The sequence below is a fragment of the Streptomyces sp. NPDC045695 genome, from assembly GCF_056432025.1.
Genome location: NZ_JBWKJU010000010.1, coordinates 119102 through 137679, shown reverse-complemented (window position 1 = coordinate 137679; position 18578 = coordinate 119102). Strand labels below are relative to the sequence as shown.

At 73.6% G+C, this 18578-nt stretch carries 14 protein-coding genes; 8 read left to right on the top strand and 6 right to left on the bottom strand.

Annotation, left to right across the window (positions count from 1 at the left end; genetic code table 11):
- Window positions 1-183 precede the first annotated feature (183 nt).
- The 5 genes from AC07DU_RS19330 to AC07DU_RS19310 are packed head-to-tail and all read right to left on the bottom strand — an operon-like array spanning window position 184 to window position 4451.
- Window positions 184-1035, bottom strand: coding sequence for an ABC transporter permease (locus tag AC07DU_RS19330; protein ID WP_360897734.1), 852 nt, complete (start codon window positions 1033-1035; stop codon window positions 184-186).
- On the bottom strand, window positions 1032-1826 hold the full coding sequence (locus AC07DU_RS19325; RefSeq protein ID WP_479112545.1) for an ABC transporter ATP-binding protein: 795 nt from the start codon (window positions 1824-1826) through the stop codon (window positions 1032-1034). The genes AC07DU_RS19330 and AC07DU_RS19325 overlap by 4 nt, the downstream gene beginning before the upstream one ends.
- Before the next feature lie 8 nt (window positions 1827-1834).
- Window positions 1835-2869 (bottom strand): ABC transporter substrate-binding protein, encoded by a 1035-nt coding sequence (locus tag AC07DU_RS19320; protein WP_479112543.1) that lies wholly within the window; start codon window positions 2867-2869, stop codon window positions 1835-1837.
- 39 nt (window positions 2870-2908) lie between these two features.
- Window positions 2909-3472: an NADPH-dependent FMN reductase gene (gene ssuE / locus AC07DU_RS19315; RefSeq protein ID WP_479112541.1), complete on the bottom strand. Its 564-nt coding sequence runs from the start codon at window positions 3470-3472 to the stop codon at window positions 2909-2911.
- Window positions 3473-3509: 37 nt separating this feature from the next.
- Window positions 3510-4451 (bottom strand): TauD/TfdA dioxygenase family protein, encoded by a 942-nt coding sequence (locus AC07DU_RS19310; protein ID WP_360897742.1) that lies wholly within the window; start codon window positions 4449-4451, stop codon window positions 3510-3512.
- An 897-nt stretch (window positions 4452-5348) separates the two neighbouring features.
- Here AC07DU_RS19310 and AC07DU_RS19305 point away from each other — a divergent pair.
- From AC07DU_RS19305 to AC07DU_RS19290, 4 genes are all read left to right on the top strand, one after another.
- Window positions 5349-7214 (top strand): methylmalonyl-CoA mutase family protein, encoded by a 1866-nt coding sequence (locus tag AC07DU_RS19305; protein WP_479112539.1) that lies wholly within the window; start codon window positions 5349-5351, stop codon window positions 7212-7214.
- Window positions 7211-9394, top strand: a complete 2184-nt coding sequence (gene scpA, locus AC07DU_RS19300; RefSeq protein WP_468807109.1) for a methylmalonyl-CoA mutase — start codon at window positions 7211-7213, stop codon at window positions 9392-9394. Before AC07DU_RS19305 ends, scpA begins: the two co-directional genes overlap by 4 nt.
- Window positions 9395-9404: 10 nt before the next feature.
- Window positions 9405-10385, top strand: a complete 981-nt coding sequence (gene meaB / locus AC07DU_RS19295; protein WP_360897748.1) for a methylmalonyl Co-A mutase-associated GTPase MeaB — start codon at window positions 9405-9407, stop codon at window positions 10383-10385.
- A gap of 311 nt (window positions 10386-10696) precedes the next feature.
- Window positions 10697-11563, top strand: coding sequence for a helix-turn-helix domain-containing protein (locus AC07DU_RS19290; protein WP_479112537.1), 867 nt, complete (start codon window positions 10697-10699; stop codon window positions 11561-11563).
- A gap of 36 nt (window positions 11564-11599) precedes the next feature.
- Here the strand turns inward: AC07DU_RS19290 and AC07DU_RS19285 are convergent, their stop codons facing one another.
- The gene (locus AC07DU_RS19285; RefSeq protein ID WP_360897752.1) at window positions 11600-12601 is read right to left on the bottom strand and encodes an asparaginase; all 1002 of its coding nucleotides are present in this window, start codon (window positions 12599-12601) and stop codon (window positions 11600-11602) included.
- A 128-nt stretch (window positions 12602-12729) separates the two neighbouring features.
- On the opposite strand from AC07DU_RS19285, the gene AC07DU_RS19280 reads away from it, so the two are divergent.
- The 4 genes from AC07DU_RS19280 (at window position 12730) to AC07DU_RS19265 (ending at window position 18562) form a co-directional block, all read left to right on the top strand.
- The gene (locus AC07DU_RS19280; protein WP_360897754.1) at window positions 12730-13185 is read left to right on the top strand and encodes an Lrp/AsnC family transcriptional regulator; all 456 of its coding nucleotides are present in this window, start codon (window positions 12730-12732) and stop codon (window positions 13183-13185) included.
- 52 nt (window positions 13186-13237) lie between these two features.
- Window positions 13238-15340, top strand: a complete 2103-nt coding sequence (locus AC07DU_RS19275) for a protein kinase domain-containing protein (RefSeq protein WP_479112534.1) — start codon at window positions 13238-13240, stop codon at window positions 15338-15340.
- A gap of 72 nt (window positions 15341-15412) precedes the next feature.
- Complete coding sequence (locus tag AC07DU_RS19270) at window positions 15413-16345, top strand: protein kinase family protein (protein WP_479112532.1); 933 nt, start codon at window positions 15413-15415, stop codon at window positions 16343-16345.
- A gap of 3 nt (window positions 16346-16348) precedes the next feature.
- Window positions 16349-18562 (top strand): protein kinase domain-containing protein, encoded by a 2214-nt coding sequence (locus AC07DU_RS19265; protein WP_479112530.1) that lies wholly within the window; start codon window positions 16349-16351, stop codon window positions 18560-18562.
- The last annotated feature ends 16 nt before the right edge of the window (window positions 18563-18578 follow it).

Sequence of the window (18578 nt, the reverse complement as noted above, 5' to 3'; positions counted from 1 at the left end):
GGCCGGGGGGTGCGGCGGCGGTGCGTTCGACGCCCTGCGGGGACACCCCGCCACACACCCGACCCCGTCACAACCGGCACGTGCGGCCTGTGTTCGGGGTCCTGAGGGGGCGCAACCGCCACACGCCCGACCTCGTCGCAACCGGCGGCTGTCGAGGCGTCTCGGCACACAACCGGACGTGTTTCAGGTGGGGATGCGCCAGGTGCTCAGGCGGGCTTCCAGGGTGACGAGGAGTTGGTTGAAGGCGACGCCGATCGCGGAGATCGTGATGATGCCCGCGTACATCTGCGGGATCGCGAAGTTGAACTGCGAGGCGTTGATCAGGTAGCCCAGACCCGCCTTGGCGCCGATCATCTCGGCAGCCACCAGGACGAGGATGGAGACGGCGCCCGCGAGCCGGATGCCGGTGAAGATCGCCGGTACGGAGGCCGGGAGGATCACCTTCTGGAACAGGCGGGGCGTGGAGAGGTCCATCGACCGGGCGAGCCGGATCAGGGTGGGGTCGGCGTTGCGGACGGCGCTGATGGTGTTGAGCAGGACGGGCCAGAGGCAGGCGTAGACGACGATCGACACCTTCGAGGTCTCGCCGATGCCGAGGAGGAGGACGAAGACGGGCAGCAGCGCGAGGGCGGCGGTGTTGCGGAAGACCTCCAGGAGCGGGCCGAGGAAGTCGGCGAGGGGCCGGTACCAGCCGATGAGCAGGCCGAGTGGGACGGCTACGGCCACGGCGATGCCGAAGCCGCCGAAGGAGCGGATCAGGCTGGCTCGGGTGTGGTCGGCGAGCTGGCCCCCGCTGGCCAGGTCCCACCAGGCGACGGCCACCTCGCTGATGGGGGGCAGGAAGGTGGCGTCGACCAGGCCGGCGCGGGGGGCGAACTCCCAGAGGGCGACGAGCGCGAGGATCGCGGCGCTCCGGACGGCGACGGCCTTGAGGGCGCGTACGGCGGCCCGGGCGGCGGTCGGGGTCGCGGTGCGGTGGGAGCGGGGCGGGGCCGTGAGGGCCGCGGCTGCCAGGGCGGTGGTGTCGGTGGTCATACGGAAGCCGCCTCCTTCTCCAGTTGCTGGGCACGGGCCACCTCGTCGTGGAGGAGGTTCCAGATGTCGTGCCGGTACCGGGCGAACTCCGGGCTGGACCGCAGGGCCTCCCCCAGCAGTCCGTCGCGGTCGCCGAAGGAGACCGGGACGACGTCCTTGATCCGCCCGGGCCGGGACGTCATGACGGCCACCCGCTGCCCCAGGTAGACCGCCTCCTCGATGCCGTGCGTGATGAAGACGACGGTCTTGCCCGTGCGCTGCCAGATGCGGCGCAGTTCGTCCTGGAGGGACTCGCGGGTCTGCGCGTCGAGCGCGGCGAACGGCTCGTCCATGAGCAGCACGTCCGGGTCGTACGCCAGGGAGCGGGCGATGGCGACGCGCTGGCGCATGCCGCCGGACAGCTGGTGGGGATGGCGGTCCTCGAAGCCGGTCAGTCCGACCAGGTCCAGGAACTCCTTCGCCCGGGCCGCGCGCTGCCGGCGCGGCACGCCCGTGGCCTCCAGGCCGAACTCGACGTTCCCCTGGGCGGTGCGCCACGGCAGCAGTGCGTACTGCTGGAAGACGATGCCCCGGTCCAGGCCCGGCCCGGTGACCTGCTCGCCGTCGAGCAGGATCCGCCCGGCGGTCGGGGCCGAGAGTCCGCCGAGGAGGTCGAGGAGCGTGGACTTGCCGCAGCCGCTGGGGCCGACGACCACGAGGAACTCCCCGCTGCGGATCTCCAGGTCGATGCCGTCGAGGGCGGTGAACTCCCCGAAGGTCTTGGTCACTCCGTCGAACACGATCTTCGTCATGGCGGCCGTCACCCCTTTCCGTAGGCGTTGAACTCGTTGGTGTAGAGGTCGGAAGGCTTGAACTGCCCCCACCTGATCTCGCCGCGCTCGCCGAGCCAGTCGAGCCAGAGCTGGAACTCCTGGTCGGGTATCCGGCCGCCCGTCTCGGCGATCCCGAAGGAGCGCCAGTACTGCAGGGCGGTGGTGTCCTCGCCCCGGCCGCGCTTCTTGACGATCTCGGTCATCCGGGCGACGGCCTCCTCGCGCGGGGTGGTGCGGGACCATTCGATGGCCTTGGCCACGCCGGTCACGAAGGTCCGTACGGTGTCCGGGTTCTGCTTGATGAAGCGCTCGGTCATGATGTAGGTGCCGGCGCTGAACGGGCCGAGCAGCTCCACGTCGGTGAACAGCGGGCGGATGCCGCCGGAGGCGAGGGCCTTGTCGCGCAGGATGCCGGTGAGCACCCCGACCTCGACCTGCTTCGCGCGCAGCGCCTGTTCGGTGTTGACGGGCGGTATGACCAGTGCTTCGACCTTGGCCGCGTCCGTCTTGGAGAGGCCGCTCCGGGCGAGGTAGGTGTCGAGCAGCGCCTGGTAGTGGGCGCCCAGGGTGTTCATGCCGACTTTTTTGCCGATCAGGTCCCGGGCGGAGCGGATCGGGCTGTCCTCCAGGACGAAGTAGCCCGCATAGGAGTACTGGTCCGAGCCGTAGGAGGAGATGACCGCCTTGATGGGCGCCTTGCCGGCGGCGAGCTTGATGACCGCCCCGTTGAAGGCGCTGCCGAAGTGGGTCTGGCCGGTGGCGGCGGACTGGATGTCCTGGGGGCCGCTGATGGTGTTGCCGACCCATTCGAGTGCCACGTCCTCGAAGTAGCCCAGGTCGACGGCGAGTTCGGGAAGGGTGACGGCGCCGGCCGAGCCCTGGTACTTCAGGGTCTTGACCTGGCGGCCGGAGCCGCCCCCGGTGGCGGTGGCCGTGCCGCAGCTCACCGCCGCCGCCGAGATGCCGAGCAGGGCGAGGAACTGGCGTCGGGAGGTGGGGGTGGAGGTGAGGGCTGCGGGCATGACGGTTCCTTGTCGGGGTGCGAGGCGTTGCCGGTGCTGTTACGGGGTGACGGTGAGCGCGGCGGGGTCCGCGACGCGCAGGGCGTCGGCGAACTCGTCGACGGCCTGGAAGAGGTCGAACTCGGCCTCGAAGCGCAGCCGGTCGGCGCCGGAGCCGCGCTCGACGGAGGAGTCCAGGACGAACCGGCCGGCGGTGACGTGCCGGGCGCCGAGGGCGGCGAGCACCGGACGCAGCGCGTAGTCGATGGTGAGGACGTGGGCGAGGCTGCCGCCGGTGGCCAGGGGCAGGATCGTCTTGCCGGCGAGGCCGTCCTGCGGGAGCAGGTCCAGGAAGGCCTTGAGCAGGCCGGTGTACGAGGCCTTGTAAACCGGGGTGGCGATGACCAGGCCGTCAGCGGCGGCGACGGCTTCGAGCGCCCGGCGGATCTCGGGCTCGCCGCGGCGGGCGGCGAGCAGGTCGGCGGCGGGCAGCTCGCGGACGGCGAGGTGCGCGGTCTCGAAGCCGGCGTGGGAGTGGGTCAGGTGGCGCAGCACGTGGTCGGCGACGACGGCGGTACGGGAGTGGGCGGAGGGGCTGCCGGTGATGGCGAGCAGCTTGGGCACGGGGACTCCTGGGTGGGGTGGGCTGCGGGCGGGGCGGTCAGGCGGAGGTCGTGGCGGAGGCGCCGGAGGGGATGCCGAAGGCGGGGGCCGGGACGGCTTCCGGGCTGATCAGGCGGGAGGGCTCGCCGTCGGGGCCGACCGGGACGTCCCCGTCGACGGTGACGCGGCGCAGGGTGCGCTCGTGGTCGTCGGAGTCGTCCACGCCGTAGTGCTGGGTGGCGCGGTTGTCCCAGATCGCGACGTCGCCGGCCCGCCATTGCCAGCGGACGGTGTTCTCGGGGCTCTCGATGTGCGCCTGGAGGAGGTCCTGGAGGGTGCGGGAGTCGCGGCCGGTGAGGCCCTTGATGCGCTGGACGAAGTTGCCGAGCAGCAGGGTGCGCTCGCCGGTCTCGGGGTGGACGCGGACCACGGGGTGCTCGGTGAGGAAGGTGGTGGAGGTGAACACCTCCCGGTACTGGGCCAGGGCCTCGGGAAGGGCGTCGGGCTTGAGGGCGGCGTAGTCGTACGCGTTGGAGTGGACGGCGCGCAGGCTGTCGGCGAGGGCGCGCAGCGGCTCGGGGAGGTGGCTGTAGGCGGTGGCCGTGTTGGCCCAGAGGGTGTTACCGCCGTACGGGGGGACGGTCACGGCCCGGAGGACGGAGAAGGCGGGGTAGGCGGGGACGAAGGTGACGTCGGTGTGCCACTGGTTGGCACGTGCGCCGTGGTCGGAGTCGATGCCGAGGGCGTACCGGCCGTCCGCGGAGGGGACCGTGGGATGCGCGACCGGCGTGCCGAGCCGCTGCGCGAAGGCTTCGTGGCCGGCCTCGTCGAGGTGGTCCTGGCCGCGGAAGAAGACGACCTTGTGGGCGAGGAGCGCGGCGCGGATCTCGGCGACGGTGGCGTCGGGCAGGTCGCCGCCGAGGCGTACGCCGCCGATCTCGGCGCCGAGGCGGCCGCCGATCCTGGTCACGGTGGTGGCGGTGCGGGTGGCAGTGGTCATGGTGGCTCCTTGGCCGGGTGGACTGCGGGCGGGGCGGGGGCGGGCAGGGCGGGGCGAGGGCGCGGCGCAGGGCAGGGGGCCGCGCCTGCTGCGGCGCGGGCGTGGTGGCGTACGGCGGCACGTCCGTAGGGCGTACGGCGCGCGGGAGCGCGCCGGGGCGTGGGGCGTGGGGGTGCCCTACGCGCGAGGCGACGCGGGGAGGGAAGGGTGCGGGGAGAGCAGCCAGCCGAGGGGGCCGAAGGGCCGAAGGGCGGCGGGGCTCAGGCCCGGCGGTGGGCCGGACAGCGGCCCGGACACTCGCCCGGCGCGGTACACGGGCCGGGGGTGTGGAGCCGCGGGACGAGGAGTTCGTTCGCGGACATGTCCCGGAGCGTCGCAGCGCCCGGGGCCCCGGTCAACCCCCGTCCACGGCGGTCGAGCGCCTCTGCCGCCGGTGTTTCCGGGCCCCCGGGGCAGGTCGCTGACCTGCGTTTTCCCGCGTGCGCCGACCGGCGCCGCACCCCGCTGCGGCGGCCGAAAACCGTGGCTGGATTTCATGGCCCCGCAACGCGGCCGCCACACGTTCGCCGCGGCGGGACCTGGGCGTCCCGGCCGCCGGGGCGGTGGCGGGCCTTCTGTCGGATGTCTGCAATCGGATGGTCGTGGCCGCGCCCGTCCCGGCGGGCGTCGGCGGGAGGAGTCCTCCGCAGGAGACGCGGGACGCCGCGATGCGGCCCGCTCGCACCTGCGTCGCCCCGGTAGCGGATCGTGATCCCCCGCCCGGGCGGCCGCATGCCCGGGGGCGGCGGCAACGGTGCTGCTCAGCCGGGTGGGCGGGAGCCGCCCGGCCGCTGTGAGAGTGCGAGATCACACCCGACGGTATGGTGCCACCTGAGCGCCCTCCCCTACATTCGAGCCATGACGGTCCTGCCTGACGACGGGCTCTCCCTGGCCGCCGAGTTCCCTGACGCGACGCATGAGCAGTGGCAGCGCCTTGTAGAAGGCGTACTGCGCAAGTCGGGCAAGGAAGCCTCCGGCGAGGCCGCAGAAGACGCGTTGTCCACCCCACTCGAAGACGGGCTCACCACGCGCCCGCTCTACACCGCGCCGCCCGACGGGTCGGCTCCCGACACCGGTTTCCCCGGTTTCGCCCCGTTCGTACGCGGAGGCAGGCCGGAGGGCACCACCGCGAACGGCTGGGACGTGCGCCAGCGCCTCGCGGGCACCGATCCCCAGCGCCTGAACGAGGCGGCCCTCGCCGACCTGGAGAACGGGGTCACCTCCCTCTGGCTGACCGTGGGCCACGGCGGCCTCCCGGTCGAGGCTCTGGCCCGGACCCTGGACGGGGTGTACCTGGACCTCGCCCCGATCGTCCTGGACGCCGGAGCCCAATACGCCGACGCCGCCCGTGCGTTGCTGCGCCTCTTCACCGAGAGCGCGGTGGCCCCCGAGGCCGCACGGGCCTCGCTGGGCGCCGACCCGCTGGGCCACGAGGCCCGTACGGGTGAGGCCCTCGGCCTCGCCGACGCGGTGGAACTGGCCAGGGGCGCGGTCGCCCACTGGCCCGGCGTGCGCGCCCTGACCGTGGACGCCCTGCCCTACCACGAGGCCGGCGGCAGCGCCGCCGAGGAGCTGGGCCTGTCCCTGGCCACCGGTGTCGCCTACCTGCGCGCCCTCACCGAGGGCGGTCTGAGCGTCGAAGCGGCGCTCGGCCAGCTGGAGTTCCGCTACGCCGCCACCGCGGACCAGTTCCTCACCATCGCCAAGCTGCGCGCCGCGCGCCGGCTGTGGTCCCGTATCGCCGAGGCCTCGGGGGCCCCGGAGGCGGGCGCCCAGCTCCAGCACGCGGTGACCTCGCCGGTGATGATGACCCGCCGTGACCCCTGGGTGAACATGCTGCGCACCACCGTGGCCTGCATGGCCGCGGGCGTGGGCGGCGCGGACTCGGTCACCGTGCTCCCCTTCGACCACGAGCTGGGCCTGCCGGACGCCTTCGCCCGGCGGATCGCCCGCAACACCTCCACCATCCTGCTGGAGGAGTCGCACCTGGCCCGGGTGATCGACCCGGCCGGCGGCTCGTACTACGTCGAGCGCCTCACGGACGAACTGGCTCACGCCGCCTGGGAGTTCTTCCAGACCCTGGAGAAGGCCGGCGGCCAGGCGGCCGCCCTGCGCTCCGGGCTGGTCGCCGACCGTCTCGCCGCGACCTGGGCCGAGCGCTCCAAGAAGCTGGCCAAGCGCCGCGAGCCGATCACCGGCGTCAGCGAGTTCCCGCTGCTGTCGCAGAAGCCGCTCGTACGGGAGCCCGCCCCGGCCGGACCCACCGGTGGTCTGCCCCGCGTCCGGCGCGACGAGGCGTACGAGGCGCTGCGCGCCCGGAGCGACGCGCATCTGGCGGCGACCGGCGCGCGGCCGCGGATCTTCCTGGCCGCGCTGGGCCCGGCGGCCGCGCACACCGCGCGCGCCACCTTCGCCTCGAACCTGTTCCAGGCGGGCGGGATCGAGCCCGTGCACGACCCGGTCCGCGTGGACCCGGCGACGGCGGCCGAGGCGTACGCCGCGAGCGGCGCGGACGGCATGGCCGTCCTGTGCTCCAGCGACGCGCTGTACGAGGAGCAGGCCGCGGAGGTGGCCGGGGCCCTGCGCGCCGCGGGCGCCACGACCGTGTTCCTCGCCGGCAAGCCGGGCACCGCTGAGGCTTCCGTGGACGAGTACGTCTTCGCCGGCTGTGACGCCGTCGCCGTGCTGTCCTCCGTACTCGACCGGATGGGAGTGCCGTCTTGAGCATCCCCGATTTCTCCGAGCTGGCGCTCGGTCCCACCGCCGCCGGAGTCTCCGAGGACCAGTGGCGCTCCGCGGTGAAGGAGTCCACCGGCACCGCGGCCGCGGACCTGCTGTGGGAGACGCCCGAGGGCATCGGCGTCAAGCCGCTGTACACGGGCCGGGACCTGGAGGGCCTGGACTTCCTGCGGACGTACCCGGGCGTGGCCCCGTACCTGCGCGGCCCGTACCCGACGATGTACGTGAACCAGCCCTGGACGATCCGGCAGTACGCCGGCTTCTCCACGGCCGAGGAGTCGAACGCCTTCTACCGGCGCAATCTGGCCTCCGGCCAGAAGGGCCTGTCGGTGGCCTTCGACCTGCCCACGCACCGCGGCTACGACAGCGACCACCCGCGCGTGACCGGTGACGTCGGCATGGCGGGCGTGGCGATCGACTCGATCTACGACATGCGGCAGCTGTTCGACGGGATCCCGCTGGACAAGATGTCGGTGTCGATGACGATGAACGGCGCGGTGCTGCCCGTCCTCGCGCTCTACATCGTGGCGGCGGAGGAGCAGGGCGTCTCCCCCGACAAGCTCGCCGGGACCATCCAGAACGACATCCTCAAGGAGTTCATGGTCCGCAACACCTACATCTATCCGCCGGCGCCGTCGATGCGGATCATCTCCGACATCTTCGCCTTCACCTCGCAGAAGATGCCGCGGTACAACTCGATCTCCATCTCCGGCTACCACATCCAGGAGGCCGGGGCCACGGCCGACCTGGAGCTGGCGTACACCCTCGCCGACGGCGTGGAGTACCTGCGCGCCGGGCAGGCCGTCGGCCTGGACGTCGACGCGTTCGCGCCGCGCCTGTCGTTCTTCTGGGCGATCGGCATGAACTTCTTCATGGAGGTCGCGAAGCTGCGCGCCGCCCGCCTGCTGTGGGCGCGCCTGGTCAAGCAGTTCGATCCGAAGAACGCCAAGTCGCTTTCGCTGCGCACGCATTCGCAGACCTCGGGCTGGTCGCTGACCGCGCAGGACGTCTTCAACAACGTGACGCGTACCTGCATCGAGGCGATGGCGGCGACCCAGGGCCACACCCAGTCGCTGCACACCAACGCCCTCGACGAGGCGCTCGCGCTGCCGACGGACTTCTCGGCGCGCATCGCCCGCAACACCCAGCTGCTCCTCCAGCAGGAGTCGGGGACCTGCCGGTCGATCGACCCGTGGGGCGGCAGCGCGTACGTCGAGAAGCTGACGTACGACCTGGCGCGCCGCGCCTGGCAGCACATCGAGGAGGTCGAGGCGGCCGGCGGCATGGCACAGGCCATCGACGCGGGCATCCCGAAGCTGCGCGTGGAGGAGGCCGCGGCGCGCACGCAGGCGCGGATCGACTCGGGCCGGCAGCCGGTGATCGGCGTGAACAAGTACCGCGTGGAGAACGACGAGGCGATCGAGGTCCTCAAGGTCGACAACTCCTCGGTGCGCAGCCAGCAGATCGCCAAGCTGCGGCGGCTGCGGGAGGAGCGCGACGAGGCGCTCACGCAGGACACCCTGCGGGCGCTGACGAACGCCGCCGAGCGCGGCGACGGCAACCTCCTCGCGCTGGCGGTGGACGCGGCGCGCGCGAAGGCGACCGTGGGTGAGATCTCGGACGCCCTGGAGAAGGTGTACGGGCGGCACGCGAGCCAGATCCGTACGATTTCGGGTGTGTACCGCACCGAAGCAGGCGAGTCCCCGTCCCTGGAGCGCACGCGCGCCCTCATCGACCGGTTCGAGGAGGCGGAGGGCCGCCGTCCGCGCATCCTGGTCTGCAAGATGGGCCAGGACGGGCACGACCGCGGCCAGAAGGTGATCGCGTCGGCCTTCGCCGACCTGGGCTTCGACGTGGACGTCGGCCCGCTGTTCCAGACCCCCGCGGAGGTGGCCCGCCAGGCCGTCGAGGCGGACGTCCACGTGGTGGGCGTCTCGTCGCTGGCGGCCGGCCACCTGACCCTCGTACCGGCGCTGCGCGAGCAGTTGGCGGAGGAGGGCCGCGAGGACATCATGATCGTCGTGGGCGGGGTGATCCCGCCGGCCGACGTCCCGACGCTGCTGGAGATGGGTGCGACGGCGGTGTTCCCGCCCGGAACGGTCATCCCGGACGCGGCCCACGACCTGGTGACGCGGCTGGCCGCGGACCTGGGCCACGAGCTGTAGGCGGCCGTCGGTGCCGAAGATCGACATCGAGGCCTACGCGAAGGGGGTGCTCGACGGGAAGCGCGCGTTCATCGCGCGCGCGATCACGCTCGTCGAGTCCACCCTGCCCGCGCACCGGGCGCTGGCGCAGCAGCTGCTGACGGAGCTGCTCCCGCACGCCGGACGGGCGCGCCGGATCGGGATCAGCGGTGTGCCGGGCGTGGGCAAGTCCACCTTCATCGACGCGTTCGGCACGATGCTGACGGGGCTCGGCCACCGGGTGGCGGTGCTCGCGGTGGACCCTTCGTCCACGCGCACGGGCGGCTCCATCCTGGGTGACAAGACCCGGATGGAGCGGCTGTCGGTGGACCCGGCGGCGTTCGTGCGCCCGTCCCCCTCGGCGGGGACGCTGGGCGGCGTCGCCAAGGCCACCCGCGAGTCGATGATCGTGATGGAGGCGGCGGGCTACGACGTGGTCCTCGTCGAGACGGTCGGCGTGGGCCAGTCGGAGACCACGGTGGCGGGGATGGTGGACTCCTTCCTGCTGCTCTCCCTGGCCCGTACGGGTGACCAGTTGCAGGGCATCAAGAAGGGCGTCCTGGAGCTGGCCGACGTCCTGGCGGTGAACAAGGCCGACGGCCCGCACGAGCGCGACGCGAAGGCGGCGGCGCGGGAGCTGTCGGGCGCGCTGCGGCTGATGCACCCGGTGGACGCGGCCTGGACGCCGCCGGTCCTGACGTGCAGCGCACGGGAGTCGGCCGGGCTGGACGAGGTGTGGAACCGGCTGGAGCAGCACCGGACCCTGCTGGACGCGGGGGGCCGGCTGGCGGCGAAGCGGGCGGCGCAGCAGGTGGAGTGGACCTGGTCGATGGTCCGCGACGAGCTGCTGGAACGCCTGCGCTCGGATCCGGCGGTACGGGAGCTCGCGCCGGACCTGGAATCGGCCGTGCGCGCGGGCGCGCTCACGCCCACGTCGGCGGCGGACCGGATCCTGGCGGCCTTCGGGCGCTGACGGGCGGCGGACGGCACCCCCTGGGTGCCGTCCGGTCTGCCCACGAGTCCGGACTGGACTCGTCGTTGAGCAACAGCCTCGCGAGCCCGGACCGCGCGCCCAGCCCGTGGAGCCCGTGTGCGGGCCTCATGGCGCCGGACACCACCAGCGTGGGCAGCGAGGCTCCGGTGGGCAGGTCCCGCGCGGACCATGCCGGGGTCACGGCCCGTTTCGACCGTCGAGAGCACGACGGCATGGCACGTGATCAACGAGTGCCTCCTTGTGGCAACCTGCGGTCCAGGACGATGACGTGAGGCCGGAGGTAGCCCGCCGTGGTGGCCACCAACAATCCCACCGTGGGGAGACGCCGCTTGGGGGCGGAGCTGCGTCGGCTCCGTCAGGCCAGTGGGCTGAAGAGCACCGAGGTGGCCAGCCGGCTCATGGTCTCCCAGCCCAAGATCAGTCACCTGGAGAACGGCCGCCGCACGATCAGTCCCCGCGATGTCCGCGATCTGTGCGCGATGTACGGAGTGACGGACCGGCAAGTCATCGACTCGCTGATGGAGATGGCCAGGGAATCCGGCCGGCCAGGCTGGTGGAACCGTTACGGCGACCTCCCGAACAGCGTCTACATCGGCCTGGAGACGGACGCCGCCTCGCTCCACGCCTACGCCCCCCTGGTGATCCCCGACCTGTTGCAGACCGCCGCCTACGCGGCAGCGGTCATCGAGGAAACGATCCCCCTGCACACGGCCGAGCAGGCGGCCGCACGCCTGAAGGTGCGGCTGCGCCGCCAGCACCGGATCTACGCCCCGGCGTGTCCGCTGCGCCTGCGGGTCGTTCTGGACGAGACGGCCCTGCGCCGTGTCGTCGGCTCTCCCGACATCATGCGCGAGCAGCTGGAGCACCTGAACGCGCTCAGCCACGAGCCGCACATCACCGTGCAGGTCCTCCCCTACGCGGTCGGGGCGCATCCGGGTCTGTCGGGACAGTTCTCCATTCTGAGGTTCGCCGGCGACACCAAGGCGGGGGTGGTGTATCTGGAGCGGTTCACCAGCGATCTCTACCTGGAGAAGGCATCCGACGTGCAGGGCTACGGCGTGATGTACGACCGCCTCCAGGCTCAGGCCCTTGATCCCGACCGCACCCGCCGGTTCATCACCGACGTCATCAAGTCGTACATCGACGCGAGCTGCTGAGTGCGGCCCCGGGTGTGCCGTTCTCGGGCCGACCCCCTACGCCTCGACCAGGACCGCGCCCGGCTCGCCCAGGGCGACCCTGAGGAGGCGGGCCTGCTCGGCGGTGTTGTCGGTGGCCAGGAGGGCGGACAGGACGGCGATGCGGGCCTGGCCGGCGCGCAGGGTGCCCGTCGGGACGGCGCCCGCCGCGACCAGGTCCACGGCGCCGCCGTGGGTGTAGATCTCGGTGACCGGGCCGGCCATGACCCGCGTGGTCAGCGCGACCAGTACCCCGCGCTCGACGGCGGCCCTGACCGCGTCGACGATCTCCGGGGTGGCGTTGCCCGCGCCGGTTCCCACGAGGACGACGCCCCGGGCGCCCGCCGCGAGGGCGGCGTTCAGCAGGACCGGGTCGCCGTCGGTGTGGTGGAGCACCACGTCCACGCGCGGCGGGAGTTGGGGCATGGCGGGCAGTGGGAGGGGCACGGGCCGCTGGGGCGCGCGCAGGATGGTGACCTTGCCGAAGCCGATCTTCCCGAGCAGTTCCTTCGAGGGGTCCGCGAAGGCGTCCAGGGCCACGGCCTCGGTCTTCACGGTGCCCCGCGCGGCGTGCACCCGTCCCGCGAAGGCGATCAGCACGCCGAGCCCGCGCGTGTTCGCGGCCGTGAGCAGGGCGTCGTACAGGTTGCCCGGTCCGTCCCCGTCGGCGGTGCCCATGGGCCGCTGCGATCCGGTGAAGACCACGGAGCGCGGGTCGTGGTGGTGGAGGTCGACGAGGAACGCCGACTCCTCCAGGGTGTCCGTGCCGTGGGTGACGACGATGCCGTCGACGCCGGGGTCGGCCAGCACCTCGTGCACGGTGCGCAGCAGGGTGAGCTGGTGGGCGGTGGTGAGGCGGGGGCTGTTCACGCTGAACAGGTCGACGAGCTCGACGCTGATGTCCTCGGGCAGCGGCGCCGTGGCGATGACCTCGTTCCCGTCGGCGTCCGCGGCGAAGCCGGAGCCCTGCCAGCGGCTGGCTATGGTTCCGCCGGTGCTGATGACGACGATGCGTGCCATGGAGTGGGCCCCGCCCTTCACTCGACTCGTACATATGTACTCAAAGCAGCAATGATAGAGCGATCTCCCCGCAATACGATTGCGTCTTCCGCCCACCCCACCGGGCCCGGGTAGGGGATAATTGCGCCATGGACGCCATCGACCGGGATATCTTGCGCGAGCTCCAGGCCGACGGCCGACTCAGCAACCAGGAGCTCGCCCAGCGCGTGGGCCTGACCCCCTCCCCCTGCATGCGCCGGGTGCGGCAGCTGGAACAGGACGGGGTGATCCAGGGCTACCGGGCCGTGATCTCCCCCGAGGCGGTCGGCCGCGGCTTCGAGGTGCTCGTCTCGGTCGAGGTCCGCCGCGACCGCGAGTCGGTCGAGGCCTTCGAGGCGGCCCTCCAGGACATCCCCGACGTCATCGAGGCCTACCGCCTCTTCGGCAGCCCCGGCTGCCTGCTGCGGATCGCCGTCGCGGACCTGCGCGCGTACGAGCGCCTCTGGATCGAGCGGCTGACGGCCCTGACCGGCATCACCGAGGTCAACTCGCAGATCATCATGAAGCGGGTCAAGGAACCGACCGGCCTGCCGGTCGAACGCTGAGACGCCGCCGCACGAGCCGCAGGAACCGCCCCGACAGGAAGCAGCCCGCCCCATGAGACCCCTAGGCGCCGGTGACCCGATCCGGCTCGGCCCGTACCGCGTCCTCGGTGTCCTCGGGGAGGGCGGCATGGGCAAGGTCTACTTCGGCCGGGACGACGGCGGTCGCACCGCGGCCGTGAAGGTGCTGCTGCCCGAGCTGGCGCACGACCCGCACCTCGCGCAGCGGTTCCTGCGCGAGGCGCACACCGCCCAAGCGGTGACGAGCGGCGGCGTCGCCCGCGTCCTGAACGCGCGGATCGACGACCACGACGGCCGGCCCTGGATCGCGACCGAGTTCCTGTCCGGTCCCACGCTGGACGACGCCGTCCGCCGGCACGGGCCCCTGGGCTCCGACGGGGTCCGCGCGCTCGCCGCCTCCCTCGCCGCCACCCTGCGGGACATCCACGCGGCGGGGCTGGTGCACCGCGACCTGAAGCCGGCCAACATCGTGCTCACCTCCGAGGGGCCGCGCGTCATCGACTTCGGCATCGCCCGCCCCGAGCACGGGCTGACCCTCACCACCACGGGCCAGGTGCCGGTCACCCCCGGCTACGGCGCTCCCGAGCAGGTGCTGGGCCAGCGCGTCGGACCCGCCGCGGACGTCTTCTCGCTGGGCGCGGTGCTGGCGTACGCGGCGACCGGGCGGCGCGCGTACGACGGTACGCACGTGGCCGCCGTGCAGTACGAGGTGGTGCACGGGGAGCCGCAACTGGACACGGTGCCGGCCGAGTTGCGCCCGCTGATCGAACCCTGCCTCGCCAAGGAGCCCGCGCGGCGCCCGACCCCCGACCAGATCGCGGGCGCCTTCGCGCCGCCACCCGGAGCCGACCGGGTCTGGCGGACGGGACCGCTGGCCGAGGACATCGCGCAGCGCGGAGCGGAAGCCGCACGTCAGGCCACGGTCATCGGGCGGGCGCCCGGGAGCGGCCCGTCCCGCAGGCGGCTGCTGCGCACCGCGCTGGCGGGAGGCGGGCTGCTGGCCGCGGGTGGGGCCGCGGGCGCCTGGTGGCTGCTGCGCGAGGAGCCGCCGCGGGAGATCCCTGCGGCCGGACTGGCCCACGACGCGGAGCCGTTGGACCTTCTCGCCGGGCAGTACAGGACCCCTCCGCGCGAGCTGTGGGGTCCGCTGCCGGTGGCCGCGCAGGCGGTGGACGGGGTGGTCACCGCCCCGCTGTCCGTACTCGACGTGGTGATCTTCGCGGCCGCGGGCGGCGGCCTGGCGGCCCGTCTGACGACCGACGGCAAGGAGAAGTGGCGGCTGCCCGACGTACGGGCGGCGGCCGGGCTCGTCGAACTGCCCGGCCGGCGCTTCGTGACCGCGGGCCCGAACGGCGGGCTGCTCTGCCACGACGCCTCGACCAGCAAGCGCGAATGGTCGGCGGCGGGCGCCGACACCGGCCGCATCCTGGCCGCGGACGAGTCGGCCGTCTACCTGGTGACGCGCGGCGGCCGGCTGCGCGCCGTGGACACCGCCGCCCGCACGGTCCGCTGGACGGTGCCGCTCGCGCAGGCGGCGGTACGGGCCCCCGGGCCGCGTGCCACGGCCGCGGCGGGCCGGCTCGTCGTCTTCGGCGCCGACGGCGACGTCCTCGCCGTCGACACCGCCACGGGCGCCACGAGCTGGCGGATCGAAGGCCAGGCGGGGTCGGCCCTCCAGCCCCTCGTCGTGAAGGACGTCGTGTACCTCGGCGGGCGGACCCTGGCGGCCCGGGGCCTCGGGACGGGCGAGGAGATCTGGAAGGTGCAGGGGGCGCCGACCGTCGAGCCACCGCAGCCGGGAGCGGGCGGCTGGGGGACGCCGGCCCTGCGCGGCGGCTCCCTGTACGTCATGGCCGGCACCGCGCTGTGCGAGGTGGCCGTGGCCACGGGGCTGGTCGTCCCGCGCGGCACCACCCCCCGCGGTCCGCTCCCCCACACGGCCCCGGTCCTGCAGGCACGTACGTTCTGGTTCGCCGAGCCGGACGGACAGGGCGTCTCGGCCCACTCCGCCGTCGACGGCAAGCGGTACTGGACCTGGTCGCCCGGATCCCGCGGCCCCTGGGGCATGTCGGGCGCCGGGAACCGCGTCTTCCTCGTCAACGACGGCAAGCTCACCGCGATGCCCACGATCGACTGAGCCCGGTTCCCGCGGCCCGGCGGGCACCGCTTAGGCTTCGGGGCCGAGCAACCGAGCCGGGAGAGCGCGCCCATGGAACGCCTACGTCAGGACGACCCCTCGCACGTCGGGCCGTACGTGATGCTGGCCCGGCTCGACGCCGACTGGGCCGAGCGCACCGTTCCCGAGCGCCGCTACGTCGGGCGCACCGCCGACGGGCAGCGGACCGTCCTCGTCTGCGTGCCCCGGGTCGGCGCCGATCCGTCGCGGTGGGCGATCGAGGCCGAGGGCGCACGGCGGCTGTCCGTGCCGCGCTTCCTGGGCGTCGCGGAGGTGGGCGGCACGGCCGGGTTCCCCTGGTACGCGGTCCCGTACACGCCCGCGCTGCCGCTGCCGGCCGTACTCGCCGCGTACGGGGGCCCGCTGCCCGAGGACACGGTGCGCCGGCTCGGCGCCGCGCTCGCCGAGGGACTGGCCGCCGCGCACGCCCAGGGGGTGACGCACGCGGGGCTGTCGCCGGCCGCCGTGCTGCTCACTCCCGGCGGGCCGCTGCTCACGTGCTTCGGCGCGGTGCGGGCCGCGGCGCCCGACGGGGCACGGCGGGCGGGGATCCCGGGGCTGGACCCGGGCTGCCTGGCCCGGCAGGAGGCGACGGGTGGCCGGCCCGGACCACTCGGGGACGTCTTCGCGCTCGGCGCCGTACTGGCCTACGCCTCGACCGGCCACACCGTGCCCGAGCGCAGCGAACTTCCCGCTGGACTCAGGGATGTGGTCGGGGCCTGCCTGTCGTCCGACCCGGCGGCCAGGCCGCAGTCCGCGCCGGAGGTCCTGCGCGGGCTCGTGTCCCCCGAGGCGGGCACGGCGCCGGTCCGGGACGCGCAGGCCGGCGGAACGGTCCTCGACCATGCCTGCGTACCGCTGCCGGGCCGTGTCGTCGCGGCGCTCGCCTCCCAGTCCGCCGCCCTGCTCGCCGCGGAACTGCCCGCCCCGCACCAGCCGTTCGCTTCGACCCAGAGGGTGTGCTGACAGATGTCCGCCCCGGCGGCCCGCGCACCGCGCAGCGCGCTCGCTCCGCTCGCGCACGACGATCCGGAGAGCCTCGGTGACTTCCGGCTGCTCGCCCGGCTGGGCAGCGGCGGCATGGGCACGGTCTATCTGGCCCGTTCGGCGGGCGGGCGGACGGCCGCACTCAAGACCGTGCACGCCCGGATCGCCGCCGACACCTCCTTCCGTACCCGGTTCAGGCTGGAGTCGGACGCGGCCCGGGTCATCGGCGACCGGTACGGAGCGCGCGTCTTCGCCGCCGACGCCCTGGCCGCGACGCCCTGGCTGGCCACCGAGTACGTCATCGGGCCACAGCTCGACGAGGCGGTCCGGCTGGGCGGTCCCCTGCCCGAGCGGTGCGTGCGCGCCCTGGGCGCGGACCTGGCCCGGGCGCTCGGGCAGCTGCACGGCTCGGACGTGGTGCACCGCGACCTCAAGCCCTCCAACATCATGGTCACGGCCGCCGGGCCCAAGGTCATCGACTTCGGGATCGCACGCGCCCTCGGCGACGAGCGGCTGACCGGCACCGGCACCGCAGCCGGCACGCCCGCCTACATGTCGCCCGAGCAGGCCGGCGGTCTCGAACACTCGCCGGCCGGCGACGTGTTCGCCCTGGCGGGCGTCCTGGTCTTCGCGGCGGCCGGGCACGGCCCCTTCGGCGGCGGGCAGGCCGCCGACCTCCTGTACCGGGTGCGGTACGCGCAGCCGGATCTGAGCGGCGTACCGGCGGGCCTGGCTCCGCTGCTCGCCCGCTGCCTGGTGAAGGATCCGGCGCAGCGGCCCACGACCGCCGAGCTGGCCGAACTCCTCGCGCCCGAAGGGGGCTCGTTCGCGGACGGACTGCCGCAGCCGGTGCTCGCGGACATCGCCCGGCGCAGTGCTGCGGTGTGGCAGGAGCCACCGCCGAGGCTGGCTGCCCCCGCCGAGGAGGCCACCAGCGTGGCCGACGGCGGCGGGATGTCGCGCCGCAGGCTGCTCGCGGTCGGCGGCGCGACGGCCGGCGGGGTGGCGCTGGCCGCGGGCGGCGGGCTGTGGGCCCTGCTCGGCGGCCGTGACCGCGGAAAGGACAAGGGCAAGGACAAGGCGGCGGACGGCAAGCAGCCCACCTTGCAGCCGCCGCCGGATCCGCTGTGGAAGGCCGACATGGCCCACCCGCTGGTGGGCGGCCACCCCCTGCGGGTGGGCGGCATGCTCGTCACGGTCGTCGGGGTCGCCACCCACGGCATTTCCCCGCAGGACGGCACGTACATGACGGATTTCTTCAAGCTGGAGGACACCTGGCGCTTCGCCACCGACGGCAAGGCGCTGTACGCGGTGCGCGACGCGGCCGCCGCGGACAAGGCCCTGGCCGTCGTGGCCCGGTCCGCGGAGAACGGCCGGGAGCAGGACCCGCTCGTGCGCCTGCCCGCGTACGACGGCACGGACGTGCTCAACCAGATCCTCGGTGTGGACGGCGACACGGTGTTCCTGTGCGCCAGATCGGCGGGGAGCGGGCAGTGGTCCGTACTGGCCGCGAGCCTGAAGACCGGCAAGGAGCTGTGGCGGCAGCCGACGGCGGCACCCTCCAAGGACGCCGTCGAGCTGAAGCACCCGACCGCCGTCCGTGCCCAGGCCGTACGCGGCGGAGTGCTGCTGTGGCAACGGGCGGAGCAGGGCGACGCGTTGCGCGTGTCCCTGCACGACGCCGGCAGCGGGGCGGAGCGGTGGACGGCGTCGCTGTCCGCGCCGGGCGCGACGCCGTTCCTGCCGGCCACGGACGAGAGCCACGTGTACCTCGGCGCGGAGACCGTGCAGGCGCTGCGGCTCACCGACGGCAGGCCGGCGTGGTCCTTCGGCGAGGGCCGTGACGTGGGCAGGGTGGTCGGGCAGCGCCGTTACGGCATCCCGACCGTGCGGGACGGGGTCGTGTACGTCGTGGAGGGCACCCGCGGCATCGTCGCGCTGGACGCCCGCACCGGCGGACTGCGCTGGGCGGAGAGCGCGCCGGAAGGCACGGACCCGCACCGCGACATCGCTCCGGTGGTGACCGCGAAACACGTCTACAGCATGGACGCGGCGGGCCTGCGGGCCGTCGACTCCCGCTCGCACCGCGCCGTGTGGCGCTACGAGACGAAGGCGGACATCCTGACCCCCGATCCGCAGGCCAAGCAGCTGTACCTCCGCGAGCAGCGGGCCCTGATCGCACTGCCCGTCCTGTAGCGGGCTCAGCTGGAGC